The sequence below is a fragment of the Flavobacterium sp. genome, from assembly GCF_044360715.1.
Lineage (GTDB): Bacteria > Bacteroidota > Bacteroidia > Flavobacteriales > Flavobacteriaceae > Flavobacterium.
Map to the genome: position 1 here is coordinate 15,613 of NZ_JBIKJY010000011.1, position 23,465 is coordinate 39,077.

The 23,465-nt window shown below is 31.6% G+C and carries 18 protein-coding genes and 1 tRNA gene; 8 read left to right on the top strand and 11 right to left on the bottom strand.

What is annotated here, in order from left to right; all coding sequences use genetic code 11:
• Positions 1 to 62: 62 nt before the first annotated feature.
• The 5 genes from ACIQ16_RS05245 to porU all read right to left on the bottom strand — a co-directional run bounded on the left by ACIQ16_RS05245 (position 63) and on the right by porU (position 8,493).
• On the bottom strand, positions 63 to 1,661 hold the full coding sequence (locus ACIQ16_RS05245; RefSeq protein ID WP_396149328.1) for a 2-oxo acid dehydrogenase subunit E2: 1,599 nt from the start codon (positions 1,659 to 1,661) through the stop codon (positions 63 to 65).
• 3 nt (positions 1,662 to 1,664) lie between these two features.
• A complete protein-coding gene (gene pdhA, locus ACIQ16_RS05250; protein WP_396149330.1) occupies positions 1,665 to 2,666 on the bottom strand; it encodes a pyruvate dehydrogenase (acetyl-transferring) E1 component subunit alpha in 1,002 nt (333 codons plus the stop codon).
• Positions 2,667 to 2,787: 121 nt separating this feature from the next.
• Complete coding sequence (locus ACIQ16_RS05255; protein WP_396149332.1) at positions 2,788 to 3,270, bottom strand: cytidine deaminase; 483 nt, start codon at positions 3,268 to 3,270, stop codon at positions 2,788 to 2,790.
• 91 nt (positions 3,271 to 3,361) lie between these two features.
• On the bottom strand, positions 3,362 to 4,534 hold the full coding sequence (gene porV / locus ACIQ16_RS05260; RefSeq protein WP_396149335.1) for a type IX secretion system outer membrane channel protein PorV: 1,173 nt from the start codon (positions 4,532 to 4,534) through the stop codon (positions 3,362 to 3,364).
• A gap of 95 nt (positions 4,535 to 4,629) precedes the next feature.
• Positions 4,630 to 8,493: a type IX secretion system sortase PorU gene (gene porU, locus ACIQ16_RS05265; RefSeq protein WP_396149337.1), complete on the bottom strand. Its 3,864-nt coding sequence runs from the start codon at positions 8,491 to 8,493 to the stop codon at positions 4,630 to 4,632.
• Positions 8,494 to 8,686: 193 nt separating this feature from the next.
• On the opposite strand from porU, the gene gldJ reads away from it, so the two are divergent.
• Together gldJ and murF are read left to right on the top strand one after the other, a co-directional pair.
• Entirely contained in the window at positions 8,687 to 10,402 is a 1,716-nt protein-coding gene (gldJ, locus tag ACIQ16_RS05270; RefSeq protein ID WP_396149339.1) for a gliding motility lipoprotein GldJ, read from the top strand.
• 63 nt (positions 10,403 to 10,465) lie between these two features.
• Positions 10,466 to 11,749 (top strand): UDP-N-acetylmuramoyl-tripeptide--D-alanyl-D-alanine ligase, encoded by a 1,284-nt coding sequence (murF, locus tag ACIQ16_RS05275; protein ID WP_396149341.1) that lies wholly within the window; start codon positions 10,466 to 10,468, stop codon positions 11,747 to 11,749.
• A 51-nt stretch (positions 11,750 to 11,800) separates the two neighbouring features.
• Here murF and ACIQ16_RS05280 read toward each other — a convergent pair whose 3' ends face one another.
• Entirely contained in the window at positions 11,801 to 12,940 is a 1,140-nt protein-coding gene (locus tag ACIQ16_RS05280) for an acyl-CoA dehydrogenase (protein ID WP_396149344.1), read from the bottom strand.
• Positions 12,941 to 13,036: 96 nt separating this feature from the next.
• On the opposite strand from ACIQ16_RS05280, the gene ACIQ16_RS05285 reads away from it, so the two are divergent.
• From ACIQ16_RS05285 to pepT, 4 genes are all read left to right on the top strand, one after another.
• Positions 13,037 to 14,098, top strand: coding sequence for an anhydro-N-acetylmuramic acid kinase (locus ACIQ16_RS05285; protein ID WP_396149346.1), 1,062 nt, complete (start codon positions 13,037 to 13,039; stop codon positions 14,096 to 14,098).
• A gap of 68 nt (positions 14,099 to 14,166) precedes the next feature.
• Positions 14,167 to 15,393, top strand: coding sequence for a Glu/Leu/Phe/Val dehydrogenase dimerization domain-containing protein (locus ACIQ16_RS05290; protein ID WP_396149348.1), 1,227 nt, complete (start codon positions 14,167 to 14,169; stop codon positions 15,391 to 15,393).
• 107 nt (positions 15,394 to 15,500) lie between these two features.
• Positions 15,501 to 16,496: an energy transducer TonB gene (locus ACIQ16_RS05295; RefSeq protein WP_396149350.1), complete on the top strand. Its 996-nt coding sequence runs from the start codon at positions 15,501 to 15,503 to the stop codon at positions 16,494 to 16,496.
• A gap of 104 nt (positions 16,497 to 16,600) precedes the next feature.
• Positions 16,601 to 17,848 carry a peptidase T gene (gene pepT / locus ACIQ16_RS05300; protein WP_396149352.1) on the top strand — a complete coding sequence of 416 codons (1,248 nt, stop codon included), beginning with the start codon at positions 16,601 to 16,603 and terminating at the stop codon, positions 17,846 to 17,848.
• Positions 17,849 to 17,968: 120 nt separating this feature from the next.
• Here pepT and yajC read toward each other — a convergent pair whose 3' ends face one another.
• The 4 genes from yajC to ACIQ16_RS05320 all read right to left on the bottom strand — a co-directional run bounded on the left by yajC (position 17,969) and on the right by ACIQ16_RS05320 (position 20,823).
• Positions 17,969 to 18,241: a preprotein translocase subunit YajC gene (yajC, locus tag ACIQ16_RS05305; protein ID WP_291242194.1), complete on the bottom strand. Its 273-nt coding sequence runs from the start codon at positions 18,239 to 18,241 to the stop codon at positions 17,969 to 17,971.
• 7 nt (positions 18,242 to 18,248) lie between these two features.
• On the bottom strand, positions 18,249 to 18,683 hold the full coding sequence (locus tag ACIQ16_RS05310; protein ID WP_396149354.1) for a DUF1573 domain-containing protein: 435 nt from the start codon (positions 18,681 to 18,683) through the stop codon (positions 18,249 to 18,251).
• Positions 18,684 to 18,693: 10 nt separating this feature from the next.
• A complete protein-coding gene (gene nusB, locus ACIQ16_RS05315; protein WP_396149356.1) occupies positions 18,694 to 19,635 on the bottom strand; it encodes a transcription antitermination factor NusB in 942 nt (313 codons plus the stop codon).
• Between the two features lie 81 nt (positions 19,636 to 19,716).
• The gene (locus tag ACIQ16_RS05320; protein WP_396149358.1) at positions 19,717 to 20,823 is read right to left on the bottom strand and encodes a Glu/Leu/Phe/Val dehydrogenase; all 1,107 of its coding nucleotides are present in this window, start codon (positions 20,821 to 20,823) and stop codon (positions 19,717 to 19,719) included.
• Positions 20,824 to 20,998: 175 nt separating this feature from the next.
• Here ACIQ16_RS05320 and ACIQ16_RS05325 point away from each other — a divergent pair, with 175 nt between their 5' ends.
• Together ACIQ16_RS05325 and ACIQ16_RS05330 are read left to right on the top strand one after the other, a co-directional pair.
• Positions 20,999 to 22,762 (top strand): ABC transporter ATP-binding protein, encoded by a 1,764-nt coding sequence (locus tag ACIQ16_RS05325; RefSeq protein WP_396149360.1) that lies wholly within the window; start codon positions 20,999 to 21,001, stop codon positions 22,760 to 22,762.
• 71 nt (positions 22,763 to 22,833) lie between these two features.
• Complete coding sequence (locus ACIQ16_RS05330) at positions 22,834 to 23,220, top strand: PUR family DNA/RNA-binding protein (RefSeq protein ID WP_396149362.1); 387 nt, start codon at positions 22,834 to 22,836, stop codon at positions 23,218 to 23,220.
• A 109-nt stretch (positions 23,221 to 23,329) separates the two neighbouring features.
• Here ACIQ16_RS05330 and ACIQ16_RS05335 read toward each other — a convergent pair.
• A tRNA-Thr gene (locus ACIQ16_RS05335) sits at positions 23,330 to 23,403 on the bottom strand.
• Positions 23,404 to 23,465 lie beyond the last annotated feature (62 nt).

Genomic DNA, 23,465 nt, shown 5'->3' on the forward strand with positions numbered 1-23,465 from the left:
TAAATATAAAAAAAAATCCCGAAAAAAATTTTTCAGGATTTCATTATTGTAAAAATATTTTTTTATGCTAACATCGTAACTGGATTTTCCATAAACGCTTTAAATGTTTGTAAAAACTTAGCGCCTGTAGCTCCATCAACTGTTCTGTGGTCGCAAGCTAAAGTTACTGTCATGGTATTACCCACTACAATTTGTCCTTTTTTAACAACTGGTTTTTCAACAATGGCTCCAACAGATAAAATGGCTGAATTGGGTTGATTAATAATTGAAGTAAACGATTGAATTCCAAACATTCCTAAGTTAGAAATGGTAAAGGTACTTCCCTCCATTTCAACTGGTTGAATTTTCTTTGATTTTGCTTTTCCTGCTAAATCTTTTACACTTACACCAATTTGAGTTAAACTCATTTGATCCGTAAATTTTAATACCGGAACCATTAAACCGTCTTCAACAGCAACAGCTACACCAATATTTACATGATGATTAATAACTATTGCATCTTCTCTCCATTGTGAATTTACTTGTGGATGTTTTTTCAATGCCATAGCAGATGCCTTTATAACCATATCGTTAAATGAAACTTTAGTTTCTGGCAAGCTATTGATTGTATTTCTTGAAGCAATCGCATTATCCATATCTAACTCAATTGTTAAATAATAATGTGGTGCTGTAAATTTAGATTCTGATAAACGTCTCGCGATAGTTTTACGCATTTGCGAGTTTTTAATTTCTTCTTGAAACATTTCTCCTGCTGGAACGAAAGGTTTCACAGTCGAAACTGCATTAGTAGCATCTGTAGCAGCTTGAACCGGAGTACTAACAGCAGATGGAGTAAAGTTTTCTACATCTGATTTAGTAATTCTTCCATTTTCACCTGTTCCTTTAACTTGAGATAAATTCACACCTTTATCTGAAGCGATTTTTTTAGCTAAAGGCGATGCAAATATTCTATCATTAGAATTAGGTGTTGCGTGTTGGGTATTTGGTGTTGGGTTTGAATCTTGTTTAACATCTTCAACCTTTGGAGTTGCAACAGTTGCACCCACTGAATAGTTAGCTGCAATTCCTGAAACATCCGTACCAGCTGGTCCTAATATTGCTAAAATTGTATCAACCGGAGCTGTACCGCCTTCTTCTACTCCAATATATAATAAAGTACCTGAATTAAAAGATTCAAATTCCATAGTAGCTTTATCCGTTTCAATTTCAGCCAAGATATCACCTTCTTTAACAGTATCGCCTACTTTTTTCAACCAAGTGGCTACAGTACCTGTTGTCATCGTATCAGACAAACGAGGCATAGTTACTACTTTTACACCAGCTGGAATTTCAGATGGCGTTGAAGCTGTTTTAGTTTCTGTTTTAATTTCTTCGGCAGCAGAAGCGGTAGTATTTCCACTTAATAATGCAGAAATATCTTCACCTTGTTTTCCAACAATAGCTAATAATGAATCAACCGGAGCAGATTCACCTTGTTGAATACCTATATGCAATAAAACACCATCATAGAATGATTCAAATTCCATTGTGGCCTTATCGGTTTCAATTTCGGCTAAAATTTCACCTGTTTTTATTGTGTCTCCCACTTTTTTCAACCAAGTGGCTACCACGCCTTCTGTCATGGTATCACTTAAACGGGGCATTGTAATTACTGTTGCCATAATTTATAGTCTGTGAGGAATAAATGGATAATTTTCTTGTTCGTAAACCACATCATATAGTTGCTGTGCTTCAGGGAATGGAGATTCTTCTGCGAATTTTTCACATTCAGCAACTAAATCATTTACTCTTTGATCTATTGTTTCAATTTCTGCTTCAGTAGCATACTTTTTTTCTTTAATAACATCTAAAACCTGAGTAATTGGATCAATTTTTCTATATTCTTCTACTTCGTCTTTAGTTCTATAATGTTGTGCATCAGACATAGAATGTCCTCTGTATCTGTATGTTTTCATTTCTAAGAAAGTTGGTCCTTCTCCTCTTCTAGCACGTTCCATAGCTTCATGCATTGCTTCGGCTACTTTAACAGGATTCATTGCATCTACAGGCCCACAAGGCATTTCGTATCCTAAACCTAACTTCCAAATATCTGTATGATTGGCCGTTCTTTCTACTGAAGTTCCCATAGCATATCCGTTATTTTCACAAATAAAAACAACTGGTAATTTCCACAACATAGCCATATTGAATGCTTCATGTAATGACCCTTGACGTGCTGCTCCATCTCCAAAATAAGTCAATGTTACACCACCAGTTTCAAAATATTTATCGGCAAAAGCCATACCCGCACCAACAGGAATTTGAGCGCCTACAATACCATGTCCTCCATAAAAACCATGTTCTTTAGAAAAAATATGCATTGAACCACCCATACCTTTTGAAGTTCCGGTAACTTTTCCTAATAATTCTGCCATTACGGCTCTAGGATCTACACCCATACCAATTGGCTGTACGTGATTTCTATAAGCGGTAATCATTTTATCTTTTCCGCCTAATTCCATAGCGTGCAATGCACCTGCTAAAACGGCTTCTTGTCCATTATATAAATGAAGAAATCCTCTTACTTTTTGTTGTATATATAAGGCTGCTAATTTGTCTTCAAACTTTCTCCAAAACTGCATGTCTTCATACCATTTTAGATATACTTCTTTTGTAATTGGTTTCATATATGTAACTATTTATTTTTTACGAACCACAAAAATACTACAACGTATTTTATTCTAAAAATTTATTGCTGTTTAAATTAAGAAAATAATCAATTTATTTTATTTTTTACTAACGAAATCGTTATAGATTCGCTTTATCAAACATAAAAGGTAATAAATTTTTCAAAGAATCCGATTTATGTATAGGTCCAGTTGATCCCATATAATAAATTTCGATAGGCAAATCTTGTTTCACTTCATATTCAGAAATGGATTGACGACACGATCCGCAAGGAGGAATTGGACTTGTCGCCTCACGGTCTGATGGTGCAGCGGAAATAAACATTTTTACAATTTTATTGTCTGGATAATTTGCACCAGCATAAAAAATAACTACTCGTTCAGCGCACAAACCGGATGGATACGCAGCGTTTTCTTGGTTAGAACCTTGTAATACTGAACCATTATCTAAAACAATTGCTGCACCTACTAAAAATTTAGAATAGGGCGCATACGCTTTTTTTCTAATTTCAATGGCTTTATTCATGTATTCTTTTTCCGAATCCGATAATTCATCAAATGACTCAAAAACAGATACTTTAGTTTCTATTCGTATTTCTTTCATAAGTTACTTATTTATATATTTTTACTTATTTTGGAAAAAAAATCCAAATTCAAAAATATTGAATTTGGATTAAAATTAATTATATATTTTATTAGTTATCATCGTATTCGTCTCCAAAATTAAATGATAAAGAAAATCGTAAAGTATTCTCAAGTGGATTTCTAACTTTAGATGCTGAGAACAAATAAGAAACGTCTATTTTAACTGTGTTATATTTAAACCCTGCTCCTAGTGTTAGGTATTTTCTGGCACCTTTTTCTACACTTTCATTAAAATAACCTGTTCTTAAAGCAAATGAATCTTGGTACCAATATTCAGCTCCTAACGCCCAAGTAAATTCTTGTAACTCTTCTGAAAAACCGTTAGGCGCATCGCCAAAAGATTGAAAAATTCCGCTTGTCCAACTTATTTTTCTGTAATTTTGATTGTTTATAGATTTATCAGTAGCATTAATTACGCCGTCATTATTTAAATCCGTAACAGTTTGAGGTGTTGGCACTAATAATTTTGTAGTTTCACCAATTAAACTTACTTTATTATAATCATCTAAAATAAAATCAAAACTTCCTCCCAATCGCATATTTGCTGGGATAAAGTTTTCATTTAACAAATCATTATCATATGATAGTTTTGGTCCTAAGTTTTGAAAATTAAAACCTGCTCTCCATTTTCCATTGAAATTGTCAAACGCTACTTCTTCCGACTGATAAATACCTGATACATCCACTGCAAATGTTGTTGCTGGTCTTGCATCAGTTGTTGCATTGGCAATTTTTAAATTAGAGCGAATATAACGACCAGAAACGCCCATCGCAAACTCTGGACTAAGTTTTAATGAATACGAACCGTCTAATGCAAATTCATTTGGGCTTGTAATTACAGGTACTTCATTAGGGTCACCTGTTTCTCTTAGTTCAATATCTCCAAAACCAAAATAACGCAAACTACCAGAAAAAGCCATTCGGTCATTAAATCTATTAAAATAAGTCAATTGTCCTAAAGAAATATCATTTGCAATACTGGTTAAATAAGGCGTATAACTCATTGAAAATCCTTGCTTTTGCTTTGAAAACGCGTATTTTGATGGGTTATATTGTTGCGAATACGCATCTGCAGAAGTCGCCACACCCATATCTGCCAAACCCGCAGAACGAGCGTCTGCAGCGATTAATAAAAAAGGTACTGCAGTAGTAATTACTCTGTCTTGCGCTTGCGTATACTGCGCAACTACTAAAATTGTTAAAAGTTTAATTAGATTTTTCATCTGTTTGATTTGGTTACTATTTATATGTTAATTTCAGATGTAATTTTATTTCAATATGATTGTTTTTATAGTGAATTGACAAATATACATTTTTTTTATAGGATTACAAGTTTTTCTATTTTTTCTGTTTTTTTACCCGTTATTGCTGATTTTACTGTTAGTTTATAGACATAAACGCCTTTACCTATTTTATCACCAAAATCATCCTTACCATCCCATTTTAAATCTCTTGAAGTAAATCCTTCATTTACAATAGTTTGATTAATTGTTTTTACCAATTTCCCTGTTATGGTTAGAATTTGAACTTGTACATCTAATGGTTCAAATGGTCGATTGTGACTAAACCAAAATTCGGTATAACTTACAAACGGATTTGGATAATTTAAAACATTTTGTAATTCTAAATCACCATCGCCAATAACCACAAACTGAATTTCAGCCGTTATTAAATTATTATATACATCCCAAGCTTTAAATAAAATAGTATGTAAACCGGGAGCTAAATCCCTAAAAGGATAAGTAACCTTTCCTTTTTTATAGTTATTGTTTTCAGTTTCGTAATAATCATTTAAATTGTATGGATTGTTTTCATCATTATCCAAAATAGCTACAATATCGTGTCCAATTCCACTTGCGGTGTTTATTCCGTTTTCATCTTCAAGAAAAGCCAGGAAAATTGGTGATTCATTTGTAATCCCACCACTCACAAAATTCGTATCGTTCATGTACAATTTTAACTTCGGCGGAGTGGTATCAGAAGGGGCTAATGTATTCACACCACCTACTTTAATTTGCGTATTATATCCAGTTTGATTTTGCAAAGTTGGCGAGATACTTTTAGCATAAAAACTTACTCTACCATTCCCTATTGGAATTTGAATATCTTGTGGTACGATAAAACTAAATTCAAACTTTCCGTTTACTACTGATGCATTTCCTCTGTAGATAACTTCTCCTAAACTCACAAAATTTAGTTTAGGTTGATTATAAGGTGGCAAAGAAGCATTGTCGTTATCTAATGTTAATCTGTTTAAATTTTTATCATAAACCTGTACAGCTAAATCTCCATTATAATTAGCTATTAAAGCATTGTTCTCGTCCAAAACCTCTCCTGACAGTGTAGCTAATGACAAAGCTTGTAAAGAAAGTGATGTTGTATTAATGTTTTCGCCATTTACTTTGGTTAAAACTACTTTTGGCCTTGGAATGGCTAATTTTAATGCGGGATCGCCAATATAAAAAACAACTCTTTTGTTTGAACCACCAATATTAATTTTAGCTCGACGAAGTGACTCTGCAATGGAAATGTAGGAATTGTTTTCCATAGTGAACAAATTATTATAAATTTCTTCATTTAACTGAATTCCTAAAGATTGACTAATTTGTCTGGTTGTAGCCAACAATGAAATGGCGCCTCCAGCTTTATTCCAATACATATATTCTCCACCTGTCGGGCGGTTTGGGTCATCAAATCTAGTAAATTCACAAGTAATAGTAATAAACAGCGGATATTTAAATCTGTTTCCCAAGGCTTGTGCGTCTGCTTTTTCAAAAATGCGTTCTACAGCAAAACTTTCTTCATTTCCATGTCCGTAATAATTTAGTACTAATGCACCTAATTCTATAGCATCTAAAAATGCTTTTTTTGCTTGAGGATACCTTGGACCACCAGCACTTACTTCTTGTACGTATGCATCAGTAAAAATTTTATTGCTATTAAAAAACGGATTTGCAACTGAAACTTCATCAGCTAATTCGTTTAAATCTTTTTGTAACAAATAATCCCCAGATAAAAAAGGATCGGGGTCATCAGCATAATAAACTAGGTTATTTCGCCATCTTTTGTAAGATCTTTCATCATGATATTCAAGTACTTTGTTTACCATTTCTGAAGCTTGTGTGTTTGAAGAAACTAGCATTCTACCTACAGCTAAATCCATTAAATCTGCTGAAGATTGCATATTTCCTTCATTGTCATCCATAAGCGTAAAGAAATCATCAGACATAAAAGATGAAAATAATGAAAAATTAGTGCTATTATTCGGATTTAAAGATTGAGACACTTCAAAACCATGAAATATAGGCACTACATTAGTATTGTTTCGAATTCTATTCTTAAAATCGTAAGATGCATCCCCAAATAAATTTAAATATTTTACTTTATTAGCTGTATTTGAAGCATTATCATACACATATTTTACAAAATTTCTAATAGCAGCTACATCTTGTTTTCCGCCTCCAAATTCGGTGTAAATTAAAGGTAGCGACACTACTTTAACATTCATATTTGAATTGTTTCTATGGAAATTAGCTAATGTTTCTGCTTGTGCTACTAAACTAAATGGAGTAACTATTAAATAATCAATATCTTGAAAAAGACCTTGGTTATTTTTAAAAATAGTCCCTTTTAAATTTTGATTAGCCACATTTGTTTCATTTTCTCTTAAAGGAGTGTAAAAATCCAGATTATCAACTGCAACAAACTTTTTATCTTGACCTAAAGCCAATTTAAAAGACATACTATTTTGCGTGTTGTCTAATTTTGTTACATTATATATATCCGTAACATCCCAAACCGATTTAATATTTGTCGCATTAGAAATAGTAAATTGTCCAACACCAATGTTTGTTTTTACTAAATTATTTGAAAACAAAAACTGTTTACCAAACCCTTTTAATTCGGCATTGTATTTTAAAATAATGTAATCTAAATATCCTTTTGAAGATGGTACACCATTATTAATGTATGATAAATCAATAGTTACGGCATTAGAAGCAGGAACAAAAGTGGTGTTTAGAATATTTTCAAAACCTAGAGTAGAACCTACAGCTGCGTTTATTGAAACGGTTCCTATATCTACAGCATTAGCTTTTACTTTAAATGAAGTGGAAACAAAAGAAACCGCCGCAAAATTTGCAGATAAATTTACGGGTGAACCCGAAGTGTAATTTGGTAATACGAATGGAAAAGTCTGATTATCATCTAAATCAAATTTTTCACCAAACCATCTTCTACCTATTTTTCCAGCATTAAAAAGGTCTACTTCGTGAAATTGATACCCATCATAATATGAAAGAAATAAGTTTGCCGAACCAACTGGCTCAATATAAGGTTGGATTCTTTTTCCAGCTGAACCAGAAGTAGATACATAATAATACGATCTGTCTGCAAATTGATTTACGTGCGTTAAACTTTCTTCGTTCCAAGTATCGACACCTTCAGCATAAAATAATATGTAATCATTATCATTAAAAACACCGTCTTCTTCTCCAATAAACTGAACGGCATTTTCTTCTAAATCAATTGGATAAGCAGTACTATTTAATAAAGGCAACATTCTGCCTCCATTGCCATATATTTTAATATTTCTTGGGTCAACAGCAATATTTACTCCAATGCTTTGAAGAAAACTTTTGCTCACTAAATAAACTCCTGATTTTTCAACATAAAATCTATGCCAAGACCCCGTAGCTAAAACTGAGTTCTGAATAGAGTTTGTACTTTGAGACGACCTATTGGAATTTGAAATCGAATAATTTAGTGTAAATGATTTTACTCTTTTATATCCCGAATTGTCTTTAATTATTGGATTAAAATTAAAAGAAAAATAGGCATCATCTCTTGCAAATGAAGAAAATGATTTAAAATCAATTTTGGAGAAAATTTTAGAGATATCCAAAACACTTAATTTAGATACATCTATTGTTTCATATACAATATTTTCAATTGAGGCAGCTCCTTCAGAAACCAAGCCAGGCACCTTGAAACTATTTACATATGTAATTGATTTTTTTGCTTCGTGAAATTCAAAATTCTCGGATTGAAATTGAGGTATAATGTACTTTGTTTCACCTATTACAAATGCGGCATTATCATTCCATATCAATGAAAATTCTTTAGTGTTTTGAGCAAAACTCAAAAATGAAACCAATAATAAAAGTAGATATTTCTTTTTCATTTCCATCATAACGCAAAATAAACTAAAATATTGCAAATAATAAATTTTTAAATAACTTTATACAATATTTAACACGTTTTTTCGTTTTATGGTATATCAAGTAAAATTATTGTTTAATTTTTTTTTATTTTTTTGTTGCATATTAATGGTTTATTAGTATCTTGCGGCACTTAAATTTTTTACCTACAAAAGTATGAAAGTTACTAAAATTATGACTTTAAAATTGTTACTAGCGTTGACTGTAGCAATAGGTTTTACCAGCTGCAGTAAGAGCGGAAGCACTAAAGGCGGCTCTAGCGCAACTGGATGGCAAATCAACGATAAAAAAGGTGGTTTCCAATATAACACTAAATTTAAAAAGCAAGAAAATCCTCCTGGAATGACCTCAATTGAAGGTGGAACATTCACAATGGGTAAAGTAGAAGACGACGTAATGCACGATTGGAATAACAGCCCAACAAAGCAACATGTTCAATCTTTTTACATGGATGAAACGGAAGTTACAAATATGATGTATGCTGAATACTTATATTGGGTAAAATCAGTATATCCTCCAACAGAAGATAATTACAAACATATTTACAATGGAGTAGTTCCAGACACTTTAGTTTGGAGAAGTCGTTTAGGATATAACGAGACGATGACTAATTACTATTTAAGACATCCTGCTTATTCAAATTATCCTGTAGTTGGAGTAAACTGGATTCAAGCAACAGAATTTTGTGAATGGAGAACCAATCGTGTAAACGAAAATATTCTTGAAAAAGAAGGTTACCTTAAAAAAGGAAATAAAATCAGTGCAGAAGTAACTGCAGATTCAAATTTTGATACTGAATCATATATCAATTCACCTTCAAAAACTTTTGGTGGAAAAGATGATATTGTTTTGAAAAAACAAATGGGCAAAAAAGCTCCTAGCAAAAAGTCTGGATCAGCTACAGGTACTGAAGCTAAAAATGTATATGCTCAAAGAAGTTCTGGAATAATTTTACCGGAATACAGACTTCCAACTGAAGCAGAATGGGAATATGCTGCATTAGCTTTAGTAGGAAATAGAGAATACAATATTTACAAAGGACAAAAAAAATATCCTTGGAAAGGTCAATATACTCGTTCTGGTAAAAGACAATTAAAAGGTGATCAATTAGCCAACTTCAAACAAGGTAAAGGAGATTATGGTGGAATAGCTGGATGGTCTGATGATGGTGCAGATATTACACAAATTGTTAAATTTTACCCACCAAATGATTTCGGATTATATGATATGGCTGGAAATGTAGCAGAATGGGTACAAGATGTTTACAGACCAATTATTGATGATGAAGCGAATGACTTTAACTACTTTAGAGGAAACGTATACACTAAGAATAAAATTGGTGATGATGGTACTGTAGAAATGATTACTAGCGAAAACATTAAATATGACACATTAAGTACTGGTAAAGTAATTGCTAGAAATTTCCCTGGATCTATTGCTCAAGTACCTGTTGATGAAAACGAAACATACTTAAGACAAAACTTCTCAACTTCTGATAACAGAAATTATAGAGATGGAGACAAACAATCAACAAGATACTTTGATTTTGGAGCAACTGATGAAGAAGCAAGTAAAAAAGAGGATCCAAATAAAAGAATGTACAAATCTCCATTACATAAAATTTCAGCAGATAGTGCCGGAAATCAATTAAGACAATATGACAAATCTGATAACAGAACTACTTTAGTTGACGATAATGTTAGAGTATACAAAGGAGGATCATGGAGAGATAGAGCCTATTGGTTAGACCCAGCATCAAGAAGATATTTCCCACAAGATATGGCTACAGACTATATTGGATTTAGATGTGCAATGTCTAAAGTAGGTCCTAAAAACAACAAGAAAACACCAAGAGGTAACGTTAAGAATTAATAATTCTTAAAATATTTTACAAAAGCCCTTTAATTATAAAGGGCTTTTTTTTATTTTAGCAGTATGGAAATAGCGACAATTTACAACTACTTTTTGCAATCAAGCGGTATTGCAACAGATAATAGAAAAATCAACGCAAACAATATGTTTGTAGCGCTCAAAGGCGACAACTTTAACGGAAACAAATTTGCGTTAAGTGCTCTTGAAAACGGTGCTAAATTTGCTATAATAGATGAAGTTGAATATAAAATTGACGACCGTTTCATTTTAGTAAAAAATGCATTAGCAACCCTACAGCAATTAGCAAATTACCACAGGAATCAACTTAATATTACCATAATTGGATTAACGGGAAGTAATGGAAAAACAACTACAAAAGAACTTATTCACACTGTACTTTCTCAAAAATACAACACCAAAGCAACCATTGGAAATTTAAACAATCACATTGGCGTTCCCTTAACACTTTTGTCTTTTGATACTAATACAGAAATAGGCATTGTAGAAATGGGTGCCAACCATCAAAAAGAAATTGAAATACTTTGCGATATTTGTCAACCCGATTATGGATATATCACCAATTTTGGAAAAGCCCATTTAGAGGGTTTCGGAGGAACTGAAGGCGTTATTAAAGGCAAAAGTGAATTGTACGAATTTCTTTTTGCGAACCAAAAAACAGCATTTGTAAACACTGATGATGCCATTCAAAATGATAAAACGAAAAACATCAGTAGCATTACTTTTGGATTAAATACTCCAGAAAATTTCGTTTCGATTTCTAACATAGAAACCAATCCAATGGTAAAAATTGAGTTTGATAACACCATTATTCAATCGCATTTAATAGGATTATATAATGCGAACAACATTAATGCAGCCATAACTATTGGTAAACATTTTGGCGTTTCAAATGAAAAAATAAAATTTGGAATAGAAAACTACATTCCAAATAATAATCGTTCTCAATTAATAGAAAAAAATTCAAATAAAATAATCCTCGATGCATACAATGCCAATCCGAGTAGTATGGCTGCAGCGTTAACCAATTTCTTTCAACTAGAAGAGAAAAATAAAATGGCTATTTTAGGAGATATGTTTGAGTTAGGTACAGAAAGTTCCGAAGAACACAAAAAACTAATTGACTTTTGTATAAATCAAACAGAAATTATGTTTTATTTTATTGGAAAAGATTTTTTTACTCTTAAAAATTTAAATTCAAATATGCATTTTCACGACACATTTGAATCTTTTCAAGCAAATTTCACAAATCAAAAAACAGAAAATAGTTTTCTACTGATAAAGGGTTCTCGCGGAATGAGTTTAGAAAGAACGCTAGAATTACTATAATAAAAAAGGCAACCAATTGGCTGCCGTTTTTATTATAATCATATTTGAATATTACGATACCAAACCTCTTGAAATTACAATTCTTTGAATCTCTGAAGTACCTTCATAAATTTGTGTGATTTTAGAATCACGCATCATACGTTCTACATGGTACTCACTAACATATCCGTTACCACCATGAATTTGTACCGCTTCATTAGCTACTTCTAAAGCAATTTCAGAAGCATATAATTTAGCCATTGCACCTGAATGCGCAATATCTTCACCTAAATCTTTTTCAGCTGCTGCCTTATGAATTAACAATCTTGCACATGTAATTTTCACATGCATATCAGCTAATTTAAAAGCAATGGCTTGATGTTGAAAAATTGGTTTTTTAAATGCCACTCGCTCTTGAGAATATTTCAACGCTAATTCATAAGCACCTTGAGCGATTCCTAATGCTTGAGAAGCTATTCCGATTCTTCCTCCATTTAAAGTTGACATGGCAAAGGCAAAACCAAAACCGTCTTCACCAATTCTGTTTTCTTTTGGAACTTTTACATCATTAAATAACAATGTATGCGTATCCGAACCACGAATTCCCATTTTCTTTTCTTTCGGACCAACTTCAAAACCAGGCATCCCTTTTTCTACAATTAAAACATTAATTCCTTTATGTCCTTTTGAAACGTCTGTTTGCGCAATAACTAAATATGTAGAAGCTGTACCTCCATTTGTAATCCAATTTTTAGTACCATTTAATAAATAATGGTCACCCATGTCAATTGCAGTTGTTTTTTGTGAAGTTGCATCAGAACCCGCTTCTGGCTCAGACAAACAAAAAGCACCAATTACGTCGCCTTTAGCTAAAGGCGTTAAATATTTTATTTTTTGTTCTTCCGAACCATATTTTTCTAAACCAGCACAAACTAATGAGTTATTTACCGACATAATAACTGCTGCAGAGGCATCTACTTTAGCAATTTCTTCCATGGCTAATACATAAGAAACACTATCTAAACCGGCGCCACCGTATTTAGGATCTACCATCATTCCCATAAAACCAAGTTCCGCCATTTTTTTAACTTGCTCAGTCGGAAATTTAGAATGTTCATCTCTTTCAATAACACCAGGTAATAATTCTGTAACAGCAAAATCTTTAGCCGCTTGTTGAATCATTAATTGTTCTTCATTTAATTTAAAATCCATTATTTTACTATAAGTTAATTGAATATATCATAAAAATTTCGCTCAAATGTAGGTAAATAATATGAAATTTTCAATAAGAAATTGTATTTTTAACCCATGTTTAAGCACAACTATAACGTTATCGGCGTAATGTCAGGTACTTCATTAGATGGAGTGGATTTGGCACATATTAATTTTGAAATAAATGATGGAAAATGGTCCTATCAAATATTTGAATGTGACACTATTTCGTATTCTAATGAAATGATTTTAAAACTAAAAAATGGAATTCATTTAAGTAGCATTGAGCTTTCAGAGTTAAATATTGAATACACGAATTTATTAGGAAATATTATTTCTGAATTCATAGCCAAAAACAACATTTCAAATCTTGATGCGGTTTGTTCACACGGACATACTATTTTACATCAACCACAAAATGGCTTCACGCTTCAAATTGGTAATTTACCAGAAATCGCAAAAATTACAAATCAAAAAGTAGTTTGTAATTTTAGAGTTCAAGATGTGCTTTTTGGTGGACAAGGTGCTCCTTTAGTCCCAATTGGCGATAAAATTTTATTTTCTGAATTCGATTATTGTTTAAATTTAGGTGGCTTTTCAAATATTTCTTTTGAAGAAAATAACGAACGAATTGCTTTTGACATTTCACCTGTAAATACCGTTTTAAATTTTTATGCGAATACGTTCGGATTAGAATATGACGATAAAGGTAAAATTTCAGAATCTGGGAATATAAGTGCCGCATTATTTGATGAATTGAATACGTTAGAATTTTATCAAAAACCATATCCGAAATCATTAGGTTTTGAATTTGTACAAGAAATTGTTTTACCTATTTTAGAAAATTATCCCATTTCAACTGAAGACAAAATGCGAACATTTACTGAACATATTGCCTTTCAAATTGGTAAGATATTACAGACAAAAACTGGAAAACTATTAATTTCTGGCGGAGGAGTTTATAACGATTTTCTAATCGACAGAATCAAAAATCACGTGCCAAAAACTGAAATCATAATTCCTGATGAAAAAACCATAAAATTTAAAGAAGCTTTAATTTTTGCTTTACTTGGTGTTTTAAAATTACGAAATGAAGTTAATGTTTTAGCAAGTGTAACAGGTGCTAAACAAAATCATAGCTCAGGAGAAGTATTTTAACTAATAATTTTCCGCAATCATTTTTTACAATTATATTTGCAAAATAAATCAAACCCTAAAATCAAAAAATGAAAGATTTACTACATAAATTCGAAAACAAAGAACCTGAAATAGTATTTAACTGGAAAGATCCTGAAACGGAAGCAGAAGGTTGGACAGTAATAAATTCATTACGTGGTGGTGCCGCAGGTGGTGGAACGCGAATGAGAAAAGGATTAGATCAAAACGAAGTACTTTCTTTAGCAAAAACGATGGAAGTAAAATTTTCAGTTTCTGGTCCTGCCATTGGTGGTGCTAAATCTGGAATTAATTTCGATCCAGCAGATCCTCGGAAAAAAGGCGTTTTAGAACGTTGGTATAAAGCGGTTTCTCCTTTGTTAAAAAATTATTACGGAACAGGTGGCGATTTAAATGTAGATGAAATTCACGAAGTAATACCAATGACAGAAGAATGTGGTGTTTGGCATCCGCAAGAAGGTGTTTTCAACGGACATTTCAAACCAAGTGAAGCAGACAAAATCAATAGAATCGGACAATTGCGTCAAGGTGTAATCAAAGTAATTGAAAATGGAGAATTTACTCCAGATTTATCTAAAAAATATACTGTAGCCGATATGATTACAGGTTACGGAGTAGCAGAAGCTGTAAAGCATTTTTATGGAATTTATGGCGGAAGCGTTGTTGGCAAAAAAGCCATTGTACAAGGTTTTGGAAATGTAGGTTCTGCCGCCGCTTTTTATTTAGCCAAAATGGGTGCAAAAGTCGTTGGGATTATTGACAGAGATGGCGGTGTTATTAACGAAAACGGATTTACATTTGAAGAAATCACAGAATTATTCAGAAATAAAGATGGCAACAAATTAGTTTCTGACCAAATGATTCATTTTGCTGAAATCAATGATAAAATTTGGAAAATTGGTGCACAAATTTTTGCTCCGTGTGCCGCTTCAAGAATTGTTTCTAAAGACAATGTAGAAAATATGATAACAAATGGTTTAGAAGTGATTTCTTGTGGTGCAAATGTTCCTTTTGCCGATAAAGAAATATTCTACGGACCAATTATGGAAGAAACTGACAATAAAGTAAGTTTAATTCCAGATTTCATTTCAAACTGTGGAATGGCAAGAGTTTTCGCTTACTTTATGGAGAAAAAAGTACAAATGACAGATGAAGCTATTTTTAATGATGCTTCTGAAATTATTGGAAAAGCTATTCAAAAAACATTTGATGTAAATTCTAGCAAAACAAATATTAGCGCTAGAGCTTATGAAATTGCTCTAAAACAATTGGTATAAAATTAAAAATACTTTAACTATTAAAACTAGGTTTAAACTATTTTGAACCTAGTTTTTTTGTTTCAACAATTTTTATTACTTTTAATCGTTATTACAAAAAACCAAAAATGAGATCAATTATAAATTTATTTAAAACACTATACGAGCACGGCTATTTTACCTTGCTTTTACTTGTTTTATTAATTGGTTCAATTTGGTTGTTAATTCATTTTCTAAAGAAATCAACTCTTTCTGATTCAAATAAATCCATTGTAATTACTACACATTCAGTAGTCTGCATTGTACTTTTATTATTATTTGTACGATTTTGGCCTCCATATGGAAAAACCGAAATGTTAATCGCACAAGGTGGCGGTGGCGGTGGCGTTACTCTAAATTATGGCAATACCGATTTTGGAAAAGGTGATGATTATTTAAATGAAACCTTAGAAGTGAATATGAAAGACGTGGATTCAGAACCTGAAGAATCTACTCCTGAAGATATATTAACCCAAGATAATACAGGTGCCGATGTACCTACTCCACCAAAATCTAAAATCAAACCTAAAGATAAAAAACCTACCGAAACAAAACCAGTAGAAACTCCAAAAGCGCCTGTAAAAAAACCTAATAGCGCTTTGAGCAATATGATTAAAGGCAAAAACAAAGGTGGTGATGGAAATAGTAGTACAAGTGGAAATCAAGGCTCGGCTAATGGGAATTCCAATTCGAACGGATATTATGGAAGTGGCGGTTCAGGGGGTGGAACAGGCGGCGGAAATGGAACAGGAAACGGCACGGGAACTGGAGCAGGAAATGGCTCAGGGTCTGGCGGCGGAAATGGAAGTGGTGGCGCAGGTGGTGCCAATTATAGTTTAGCTGGAAGAAGAAATATTAATAAACCTGCAGTTGATAACGAATGTAATTCTTTCGGAAAAGTAGTAATTGAGGTTACAGTAGATAAAGCTGGTAATACTATTGGAGTATCAAATGGTAGAGGTACAACAGGAGATGCTTGCTTAATTGCATTAGCTAAAAACTTTGCTCGAAAAACAAAATGGTCAGCAAGTGATTCAGCTGCTGAGAAACAAGTGGGAACAATTACTTATAATTTTACAAATTAATATTTAGCTATAGAATTTCTATACGAATTCTCAAATAAACCTTCTAAACTTTTAAACTTTTAAACATAAACATTTATATTTGCATCACTATAAAAACATAACAGATGCAACATATAATCGATCGTTTTATAGGATACGTTACTATAGATACAGAATCGGATCCAGAATCAAACACTACACCAAGTACAGCTAAACAATGGGATTTAGCCAATAAATTAGTTGAAGAGTTAAAACAAATAGGTTTGTCGGATGTTTCAATTGACGACAAATCCTATGTAATGGCAACTTTACCAAGTAATTTAGATTACGAAGTGCCTACAATTGGGTTTGTTTCGCATTTTGACACTACTCCAGATTTTACTGGAAAAGATGTAAAACCACAAATTATTAAAAATTATGATGGTGGCGATATTGTTTTAAATGCCGAAAAAAACATCATTTTATCGCCTTCTTACTTTAAAGATTTATTACAATATAAAGGTCAAACTTTAATTACTACTGACGGTACTACGCTACTTGGTGCAGATGACAAAGCAGGAATTACAGAAATTATGACTGCAATGGAATATTTAGTGCAACATCCAGAAATTAAACACGGAGCATTAAAAGTATGTTTTACACCAGATGAAGAAATTGGACGTGGCGCAGACCACTTTGATGTAGAAAAATTTGGTGCAGATTGGGCATATACGATGGACGGAAGTCAAATTGGCGAATTAGAGTATGAAAATTTTAATGCAGCTGGAGTAAAAATAACTTTTAAAGGAAAAAGCGTACATCCAGGTTATGCGAAAGGAAAAATGATCAATTCGATGCTTTTAGCAAATAAATTTATTTCAAAATTGCCGAAAGATGAGACTCCTGAGACGACTAAAAATTACGAAGGGTTTTATCACGTTACAAATATTCAAGGGAGTATAGAAGATACTTTAGTGCAATTGATTATAAGAGATCATAATCGTAAGAAATTTGAAAAACGAAAGGTTTATGTTGAAGAAGTAGTTGCTAAAATTAATAAAAAATACCAAAAACAATTTGGCGAAGACATTGCTGTTTTAGAAATAAAAGACCAATATTATAATATGCGTGAAAAAGTAGAACCCGTAATGCATATTGTAAAACTTGCCGAACAAGCTATGAAAGAACTAAACATCAAACCTTTAATAAAGCCAATACGAGGCGGAACTGATGGTTCGCGTTTATCATTTATGGGATTACCTTGTCCGAATATTTTTGCTGGCGGTCACAATTTTCACGGTAAATACGAATATGTTCCTGTAGAAAGTATGCAAAAAGCTGTTGAAGTAATTGTGAAAATTGCAGAATTAAACGCGATTCAGAATAAGAAATAACAGAAAAGAAAAGATTCTGAAACAAGTTCAGAATGACAAAATACACTTTATACAAAAATTCCAAATTCCACTGTTTTTTCAGTTTAGAATTTGGAATTTAATTTTTTGGAATTCAAAATATTATTTCTTCTCGTTTAATTTTAAACTCATTTCAGCAGAAATTGAACTTTTTTCAATTTTTAATTTCCCCGACATGGTTTCCATAACAATTGTAGTTTCAGCAATTTCAGAAACTTTACCATGAATTCCGGCAATTGTAATAATTTTATCGCCTGTTTTTAAATCGGTTAAAAATTGTTTTTCTAATTTAATTTTTTTGTTTTTCGGCATAATGATTAAGAAGTAAAATACTCCTATCATTAATACCAACTGTGCAATTAACATTGGATTCATATCGTTTTTATTTAGTTTTAATACTTGCTTTTATATTAATAGTTTCAACAATTTTTGCTGTATTACACGTAATCAATACTGATTTTGTAACTTCGCCAGACTTTCCGTTAGAATCGAATTTTACATCAATTGGAGCTGATTCTCCAGGTTCTATAGCTTCTTTTGTAACTTCAGGAACGGTACAGCCACAAGAACCGTGTGCCTCTATAACATACAAATCATTGTCTCCTATATTCTTAATAGTAAATGTAGTAGACACAACTTCACCTTGTTTAATTTCACCAAAATCGTGAACCATTTTATCAAATGTTACTTTCGTTTTTGGCGCATCAGCATTCTTTTGTAAACTAAGCATCAAATTTTCTTCTGGAGTCAACTCTTTTTTACAAGACCAAGTAATTAGCAATGAAGCTATTACAAAAATTCTAATTGTTTTTTTCATAATAATTAATTTATAATAATCCTCTACCTGTTTTTTTAATTTTATCTTCGGCTTGAAAATCTTTTACTAAATTATCTAAAATTCCGTTGATAAATATACTGCTTTTTGGTGTAGAATATTCTTTAGCAATTTCTAAATATTCATTTAAAGTAACTTTTACAGGAATTGATGGAAATTTTAACAATTCGCAAATAGCCATTTTAAGTATAATAGTATCCAATTCTGCAATACGTTCCTTATCCCAATTTGGCGTTTTATTTTCAAATGTGGCTGCAAATTCCAATTCATTTAAAACTGTTTTTCTAAATAAATTTCTTACAAATTCTTTGTCATCTAAATCTTTAAAAACAACTGGCAACTCTAAAGAATCATCGAAACTTTTTATCGACTTAATTTGCTTAGAAAGTAAGGTGTTAATTACAGGAATATCATCAACCCATGTAATTTTATAATCTTCTAAATAATCGTAAAGTTTTTCGTTTGGTGCAATAATCTCATTAAAAACATCATATATAAAGAAAACATCTTTCTTAAATTCTGAGGTTTCAACTGCCATATATCGTTTGTATACATCCGAAGTTTTAATTGCTTCTAAAAGGAAAATAATACAATCGTCATTACGTTTCCAATTGTCAATTTTTCTTTCTTCTAATTTATCATAAAAGGCAGTGTGATTTTCTAAAATTTTAAAAAAGCTATTATTTACAAACTTAAAGTTAGGATTTTGTTCTTCTTTTGTAGCCAAATGTTTTTTAGAAGCTAATTCTAAATATGCTTTTTCTTTGAGTTGTAATTCATTGAAAATAGAAAGCATAACTAAATATAAATCTTGAGAATTTTCAATACTTTGTAATAAAAATTTTTCCTCTTTATCTAATGAATCCGATTCGTGACGATGCATTGCATAGATGGTTTGCATCACTTTTACTCTAAAATGTCTTCTGTTAAGCATGGCTAAGAACTTTAAAAAAATTATCCCGAAATAATTATTGTTTTATTTCGGGACAAATTTACAATTTTTTATTTTAAAGAATTATTTGTTTTGTAATTCTTTTTTTCTGTCATCAATTCTTTTTTGAGCAATATTTAATGCCGCTTGATGTGTTGTAATATTTTGAACATCTGATAAGGTAAAGATATCCATTGCAGTGTTATAAATATTTTCTGTTTTTTCCATAACTTGAGCAGATGTTAAATTTGCCAACTCAGAATACACATTAATTACACCACCTGCATTTATTAAGAAATCAGGAGCATATAAAATTCCTTTTTCTTTCAATAATTTTCCATGAATCAATTCATTAGCAAGTTGATTATTAGCCGCCCCAGCAATTACTTTTGCTTGAATTTTGCTAATGGTTTCATCGTTAATAGTTGCACCTAAAGCACATGGTGCATAAATATCAACATCTAAACTGTATAAATCGTTTCCACTAAAAATTTTAGCGCCGTATTTTGAACCCACTTCGTGTAATCTATTTTCATTAATGTCAGAAATAGTTACAATAGCACCTTCATTCGTTAAATGTTGTACTAAAACTTCTCCAACATGTCCAATTCCTTGTACTAAAACGCTCTTTCCAGCTAAAGTATCTACGCCAAATTTGTGTTTAGCTGCCGCTTTCATTCCCATAAAAACTCCATATGCTGTGATTGGAGAAGGATTTCCAGAGCCGCCTTTACTTTCAGAAATTCCAGTAACATAAGGCGTTACTTCTCTTACCGTATCCATATCTTTAGTTTCCATTCCAACATCTTCAGCTGTAATATATTTTCCTGATAAAGAATTTACATATTCTCCGAATTTTCTCATCAATTCAGGTGTTTTTTCAGTTTTGGCATCCCCAATAATAACTGCTTTTCCACCACCTAAATTCAATCCAGAAATAGAAGATTTAAAAGACATACCGCGAGATAATCGCAACACATCATTTAAAGCTTCCCACTCGTTTGCATATTTCCACATTCTGGTACCTCCAAGTGCAGGTCCAAGAACGGTATTATGAATTCCTATTATTGCTTTTAATCCTGTATCTTTGTCATTACAAAAAACAACTTGTTCGTGTCCGTCAAAAGAAATTTGACCAAAAACAGGATCTACTTTATGTAGTTCGTTTGAATTTATAATATCTGTTGTCATGAGTATATTTGATTATTTGTCAATAATAAGTCGCAAAAATAGGTATAAATTATATAAAATTCTCGTATTTTATTTTATTTTTACGAATACAATAATTACGGGCTTTAAACATAAAATAGAAAAAACCATAAATTAACTAACAAAATTAAAATTACTTTTAATTACATTACTTTAAATGAAAGAATTACAATATTTAAATAAATATTTCATAAAATACAAATTCCGCTTTTTATTTGGAATTGTCATTACTATTGTAGCGCAAATATTTGCATTATACACTCCGGAATTAGTTGGAAAATCAATTTCCTTAATTGAAGCCTTTCTGAAATCGGAAAACAAAGACACTGTTATATTAAAAAACGAACTCTTTAAAAATATTGCACTAATCATATTCTGCACTTTAATTGCTGGATTTTTGACCTTTTTAATGCGTCAAACCCTAATTGTAATGTCTCGATTTGTAGAATTTGATTTGAAAAATGAAATATTCAATCATTACCAAAACCTTTCTCAAAATTTTTACAAAAAAAACAGAACAGGCGATTTAATGAATCGTATTAGTGAAGATGTTGGTAAAGTAAGAATGTATGTAGGTCCAGCGGTGATGTATACCATAAATACAATAATTCGATTTGCTGCAATCATAATTAGTATGTCGGCAGTAAACGTAAAACTTACCATTTACTGCTTGCTTCCGCTACCGATTTTATCCTATAGTATTTTTGTTTTAAGCAAACGAATCAATAAAAAAAGTACCGAATATCAAGAAAATCTATCTACGCTTTCTTCGTTTACACAAGAATTTTTTTCAGGTATTAGAGTAATAAAAGCATATGCTTTAGAAAATGATAGAAATAATGAATTCATAAAATTATCTAAAATTAGTAAAGAAAAAAACTTAGCGTTAGCCAAAACAAACGCTTTATTTGGACCTCTAATGATTTTATTAATTGGATTAAGTTATTTAATCGTAATTTTTGTAGGCGGGCAAATGTATGTTAATGGAGAAATTAAAGACATTGGAGTGATTGCAAAGTTTTTATTATATATAGGAATGTTAGTTTGGCCAGTTGCCTCATTTGGCTGGGTATCTTCATTAGTTCAAGAAGCAGAAGCATCACAAAAACGAATCAATGAATTTTTGACAGAAACACCTGAAATTCAAAATATAGGAACAATTACCACTCCAATTGAAGGAAAAATTACTTTTGAAAATGTAAGTTATTCCTATGACGACACGAACATAAAAGCACTAACTGATGTTAGCTTTACAATAAACAAAGGAGAAACTATTGCGATTTTAGGGAAAACAGGATCAGGAAAATCTACCATATTATCTTTATTAACTCGAATTCACGACGTATCTGGAATTTCTAAAATTAAAATTGATGGTAAAGATTTAGCAGATTACGATTTATATCATTTGAGAAAAAGTATGAGTATTGTTACGCAAGATCCATTCTTGTTTTCCGATTCAATTAAAAACAATATAAAATTTGGAAAAGAAGATGCCACTGACGATGAAATTGTTGAAGCAGCAAAAATGGCCGTAGTGGATGATAATATTCAATTGTTTACTAATAAATATGACACTATTTTAGGAGAACGAGGTATTACATTATCAGGTGGACAAAAACAAAGAGTTTCAATTGCAAGAGCGATAATTAAAGAAGCACCAATATTAATTTTAGATGATTGTTTAAGCGCCGTTGATACAGAAACTGAAGAAAAAATAATCAATAATTTTAAATTAATTTTCAAAGACAAAACAACAATTATCGTAACACATAGAGCATCTGCAGCTAAAAATGCAAATAAAATAATAATTTTAGATGAAGGAAAAATTGTTCAGCAAGGCACACACAATGAACTTGTATCTGAAGAAGGCTTTTATAAAGATTTATTCATAAAACAACTTTCTGAAAAAGAAAATGCTTAAAAAAATTGTTTAATAAAGTTTTTTTTTAGATTTTTGAAACACGAAAACAACTAATAATTGAACGAAGGATTATGAATGACAAAGAATTAGTAGAAAAAGACATTTTTTCTAAGGTATTAAGAGCAGGAAGAAGAACGTACTTCTTTGATGTAAGAGCAACAAAAGCAGACGATTATTACATTACCATTACTGAAAGTAAAAAATTTACTGAAGAAGACGGTTCGTATCATTTTAAAAAACATAAAATTTATTTATATAAAGAAGATTTTGCTTCTTTTAATGAAATTTTAAGCGAAATGACCGAATATGTAATTAACCATAAGGGCGAAGAAGTAATTTCAGAAAGACATCAAAAAGATTTTAAAAAAGAATCTGATGGTGCAGAATACTCTAATTCTGAAGCGCCTACTTCAACTTCTTCAAAAAGTTACACAGATATAGATTTTGACGATATTTAAAACCAAAAATGCTTTCTTAGGAAAGCATTTTTTTTATAACCTATTTTGGTTTTTTAAACTTCAATAAATACAAATAAAAAAAGGCAATCTTTCGATTGCCTTTTTTTTGAGCCAGTGGAGGGACTCGAACCCACGACCTGCTGATTACAAATCAGCTGCTCTAGCCAGCTGAGCTACACCGGCGACTCATTTTGCAGTGCAAATATAGTCTTGATAATTTAATTTGCAAAAAAAATAATCTTTTT

Excerpts from the sequence above, each read along its gene's own strand:
- porU (WP_396149337.1), bottom strand. The coding sequence starts at position 8,493 with ATGAAAAAGAAATATCTACTTTTATTATTGGTTTCATTTTTGAGTTTT.
- ACIQ16_RS05280 (WP_396149344.1), bottom strand. The coding sequence starts at position 12,940 with ATGGATTTTAAATTAAATGAAGAACAATTAATGATTCAACAAGCGGCT.
- ACIQ16_RS05285 (WP_396149346.1), top strand. The coding sequence starts at position 13,037 with ATGTTTAAGCACAACTATAACGTTATCGGCGTAATGTCAGGTACTTCA.
- ACIQ16_RS05320 (WP_396149358.1), bottom strand. The coding sequence starts at position 20,823 with ATGACAACAGATATTATAAATTCAAACGAACTACATAAAGTAGATCCT.
- murF (WP_396149341.1), top strand. The coding sequence starts at position 10,466 with ATGGAAATAGCGACAATTTACAACTACTTTTTGCAATCAAGCGGTATT.
- ACIQ16_RS05310 (WP_396149354.1), bottom strand. The coding sequence starts at position 18,683 with ATGAAAAAAACAATTAGAATTTTTGTAATAGCTTCATTGCTAATTACT.
- nusB (WP_396149356.1), bottom strand. The coding sequence starts at position 19,635 with ATGCTTAACAGAAGACATTTTAGAGTAAAAGTGATGCAAACCATCTAT.
- yajC (WP_291242194.1), bottom strand. The coding sequence starts at position 18,241 with ATGAATCCAATGTTAATTGCACAGTTGGTATTAATGATAGGAGTATTT.
- ACIQ16_RS05245 (WP_396149328.1), bottom strand. The coding sequence starts at position 1,661 with ATGGCAACAGTAATTACAATGCCCCGTTTAAGTGATACCATGACAGAA.
- porV (WP_396149335.1), bottom strand. The coding sequence starts at position 4,534 with ATGAAAAATCTAATTAAACTTTTAACAATTTTAGTAGTTGCGCAGTAT.
- ACIQ16_RS05255 (WP_396149332.1), bottom strand. The coding sequence starts at position 3,270 with ATGAAAGAAATACGAATAGAAACTAAAGTATCTGTTTTTGAGTCATTT.
- ACIQ16_RS05295 (WP_396149350.1), top strand. The coding sequence starts at position 15,501 with ATGAGATCAATTATAAATTTATTTAAAACACTATACGAGCACGGCTAT.
- gldJ (WP_396149339.1), top strand. The coding sequence starts at position 8,687 with ATGAAAGTTACTAAAATTATGACTTTAAAATTGTTACTAGCGTTGACT.
- pepT (WP_396149352.1), top strand. The coding sequence starts at position 16,601 with ATGCAACATATAATCGATCGTTTTATAGGATACGTTACTATAGATACA.
- ACIQ16_RS05330 (WP_396149362.1), top strand. The coding sequence starts at position 22,834 with ATGAATGACAAAGAATTAGTAGAAAAAGACATTTTTTCTAAGGTATTA.
- pdhA (WP_396149330.1), bottom strand. The coding sequence starts at position 2,666 with ATGAAACCAATTACAAAAGAAGTATATCTAAAATGGTATGAAGACATG.
- ACIQ16_RS05325 (WP_396149360.1), top strand. The coding sequence starts at position 20,999 with ATGAAAGAATTACAATATTTAAATAAATATTTCATAAAATACAAATTC.
- ACIQ16_RS05290 (WP_396149348.1), top strand. The coding sequence starts at position 14,167 with ATGAAAGATTTACTACATAAATTCGAAAACAAAGAACCTGAAATAGTA.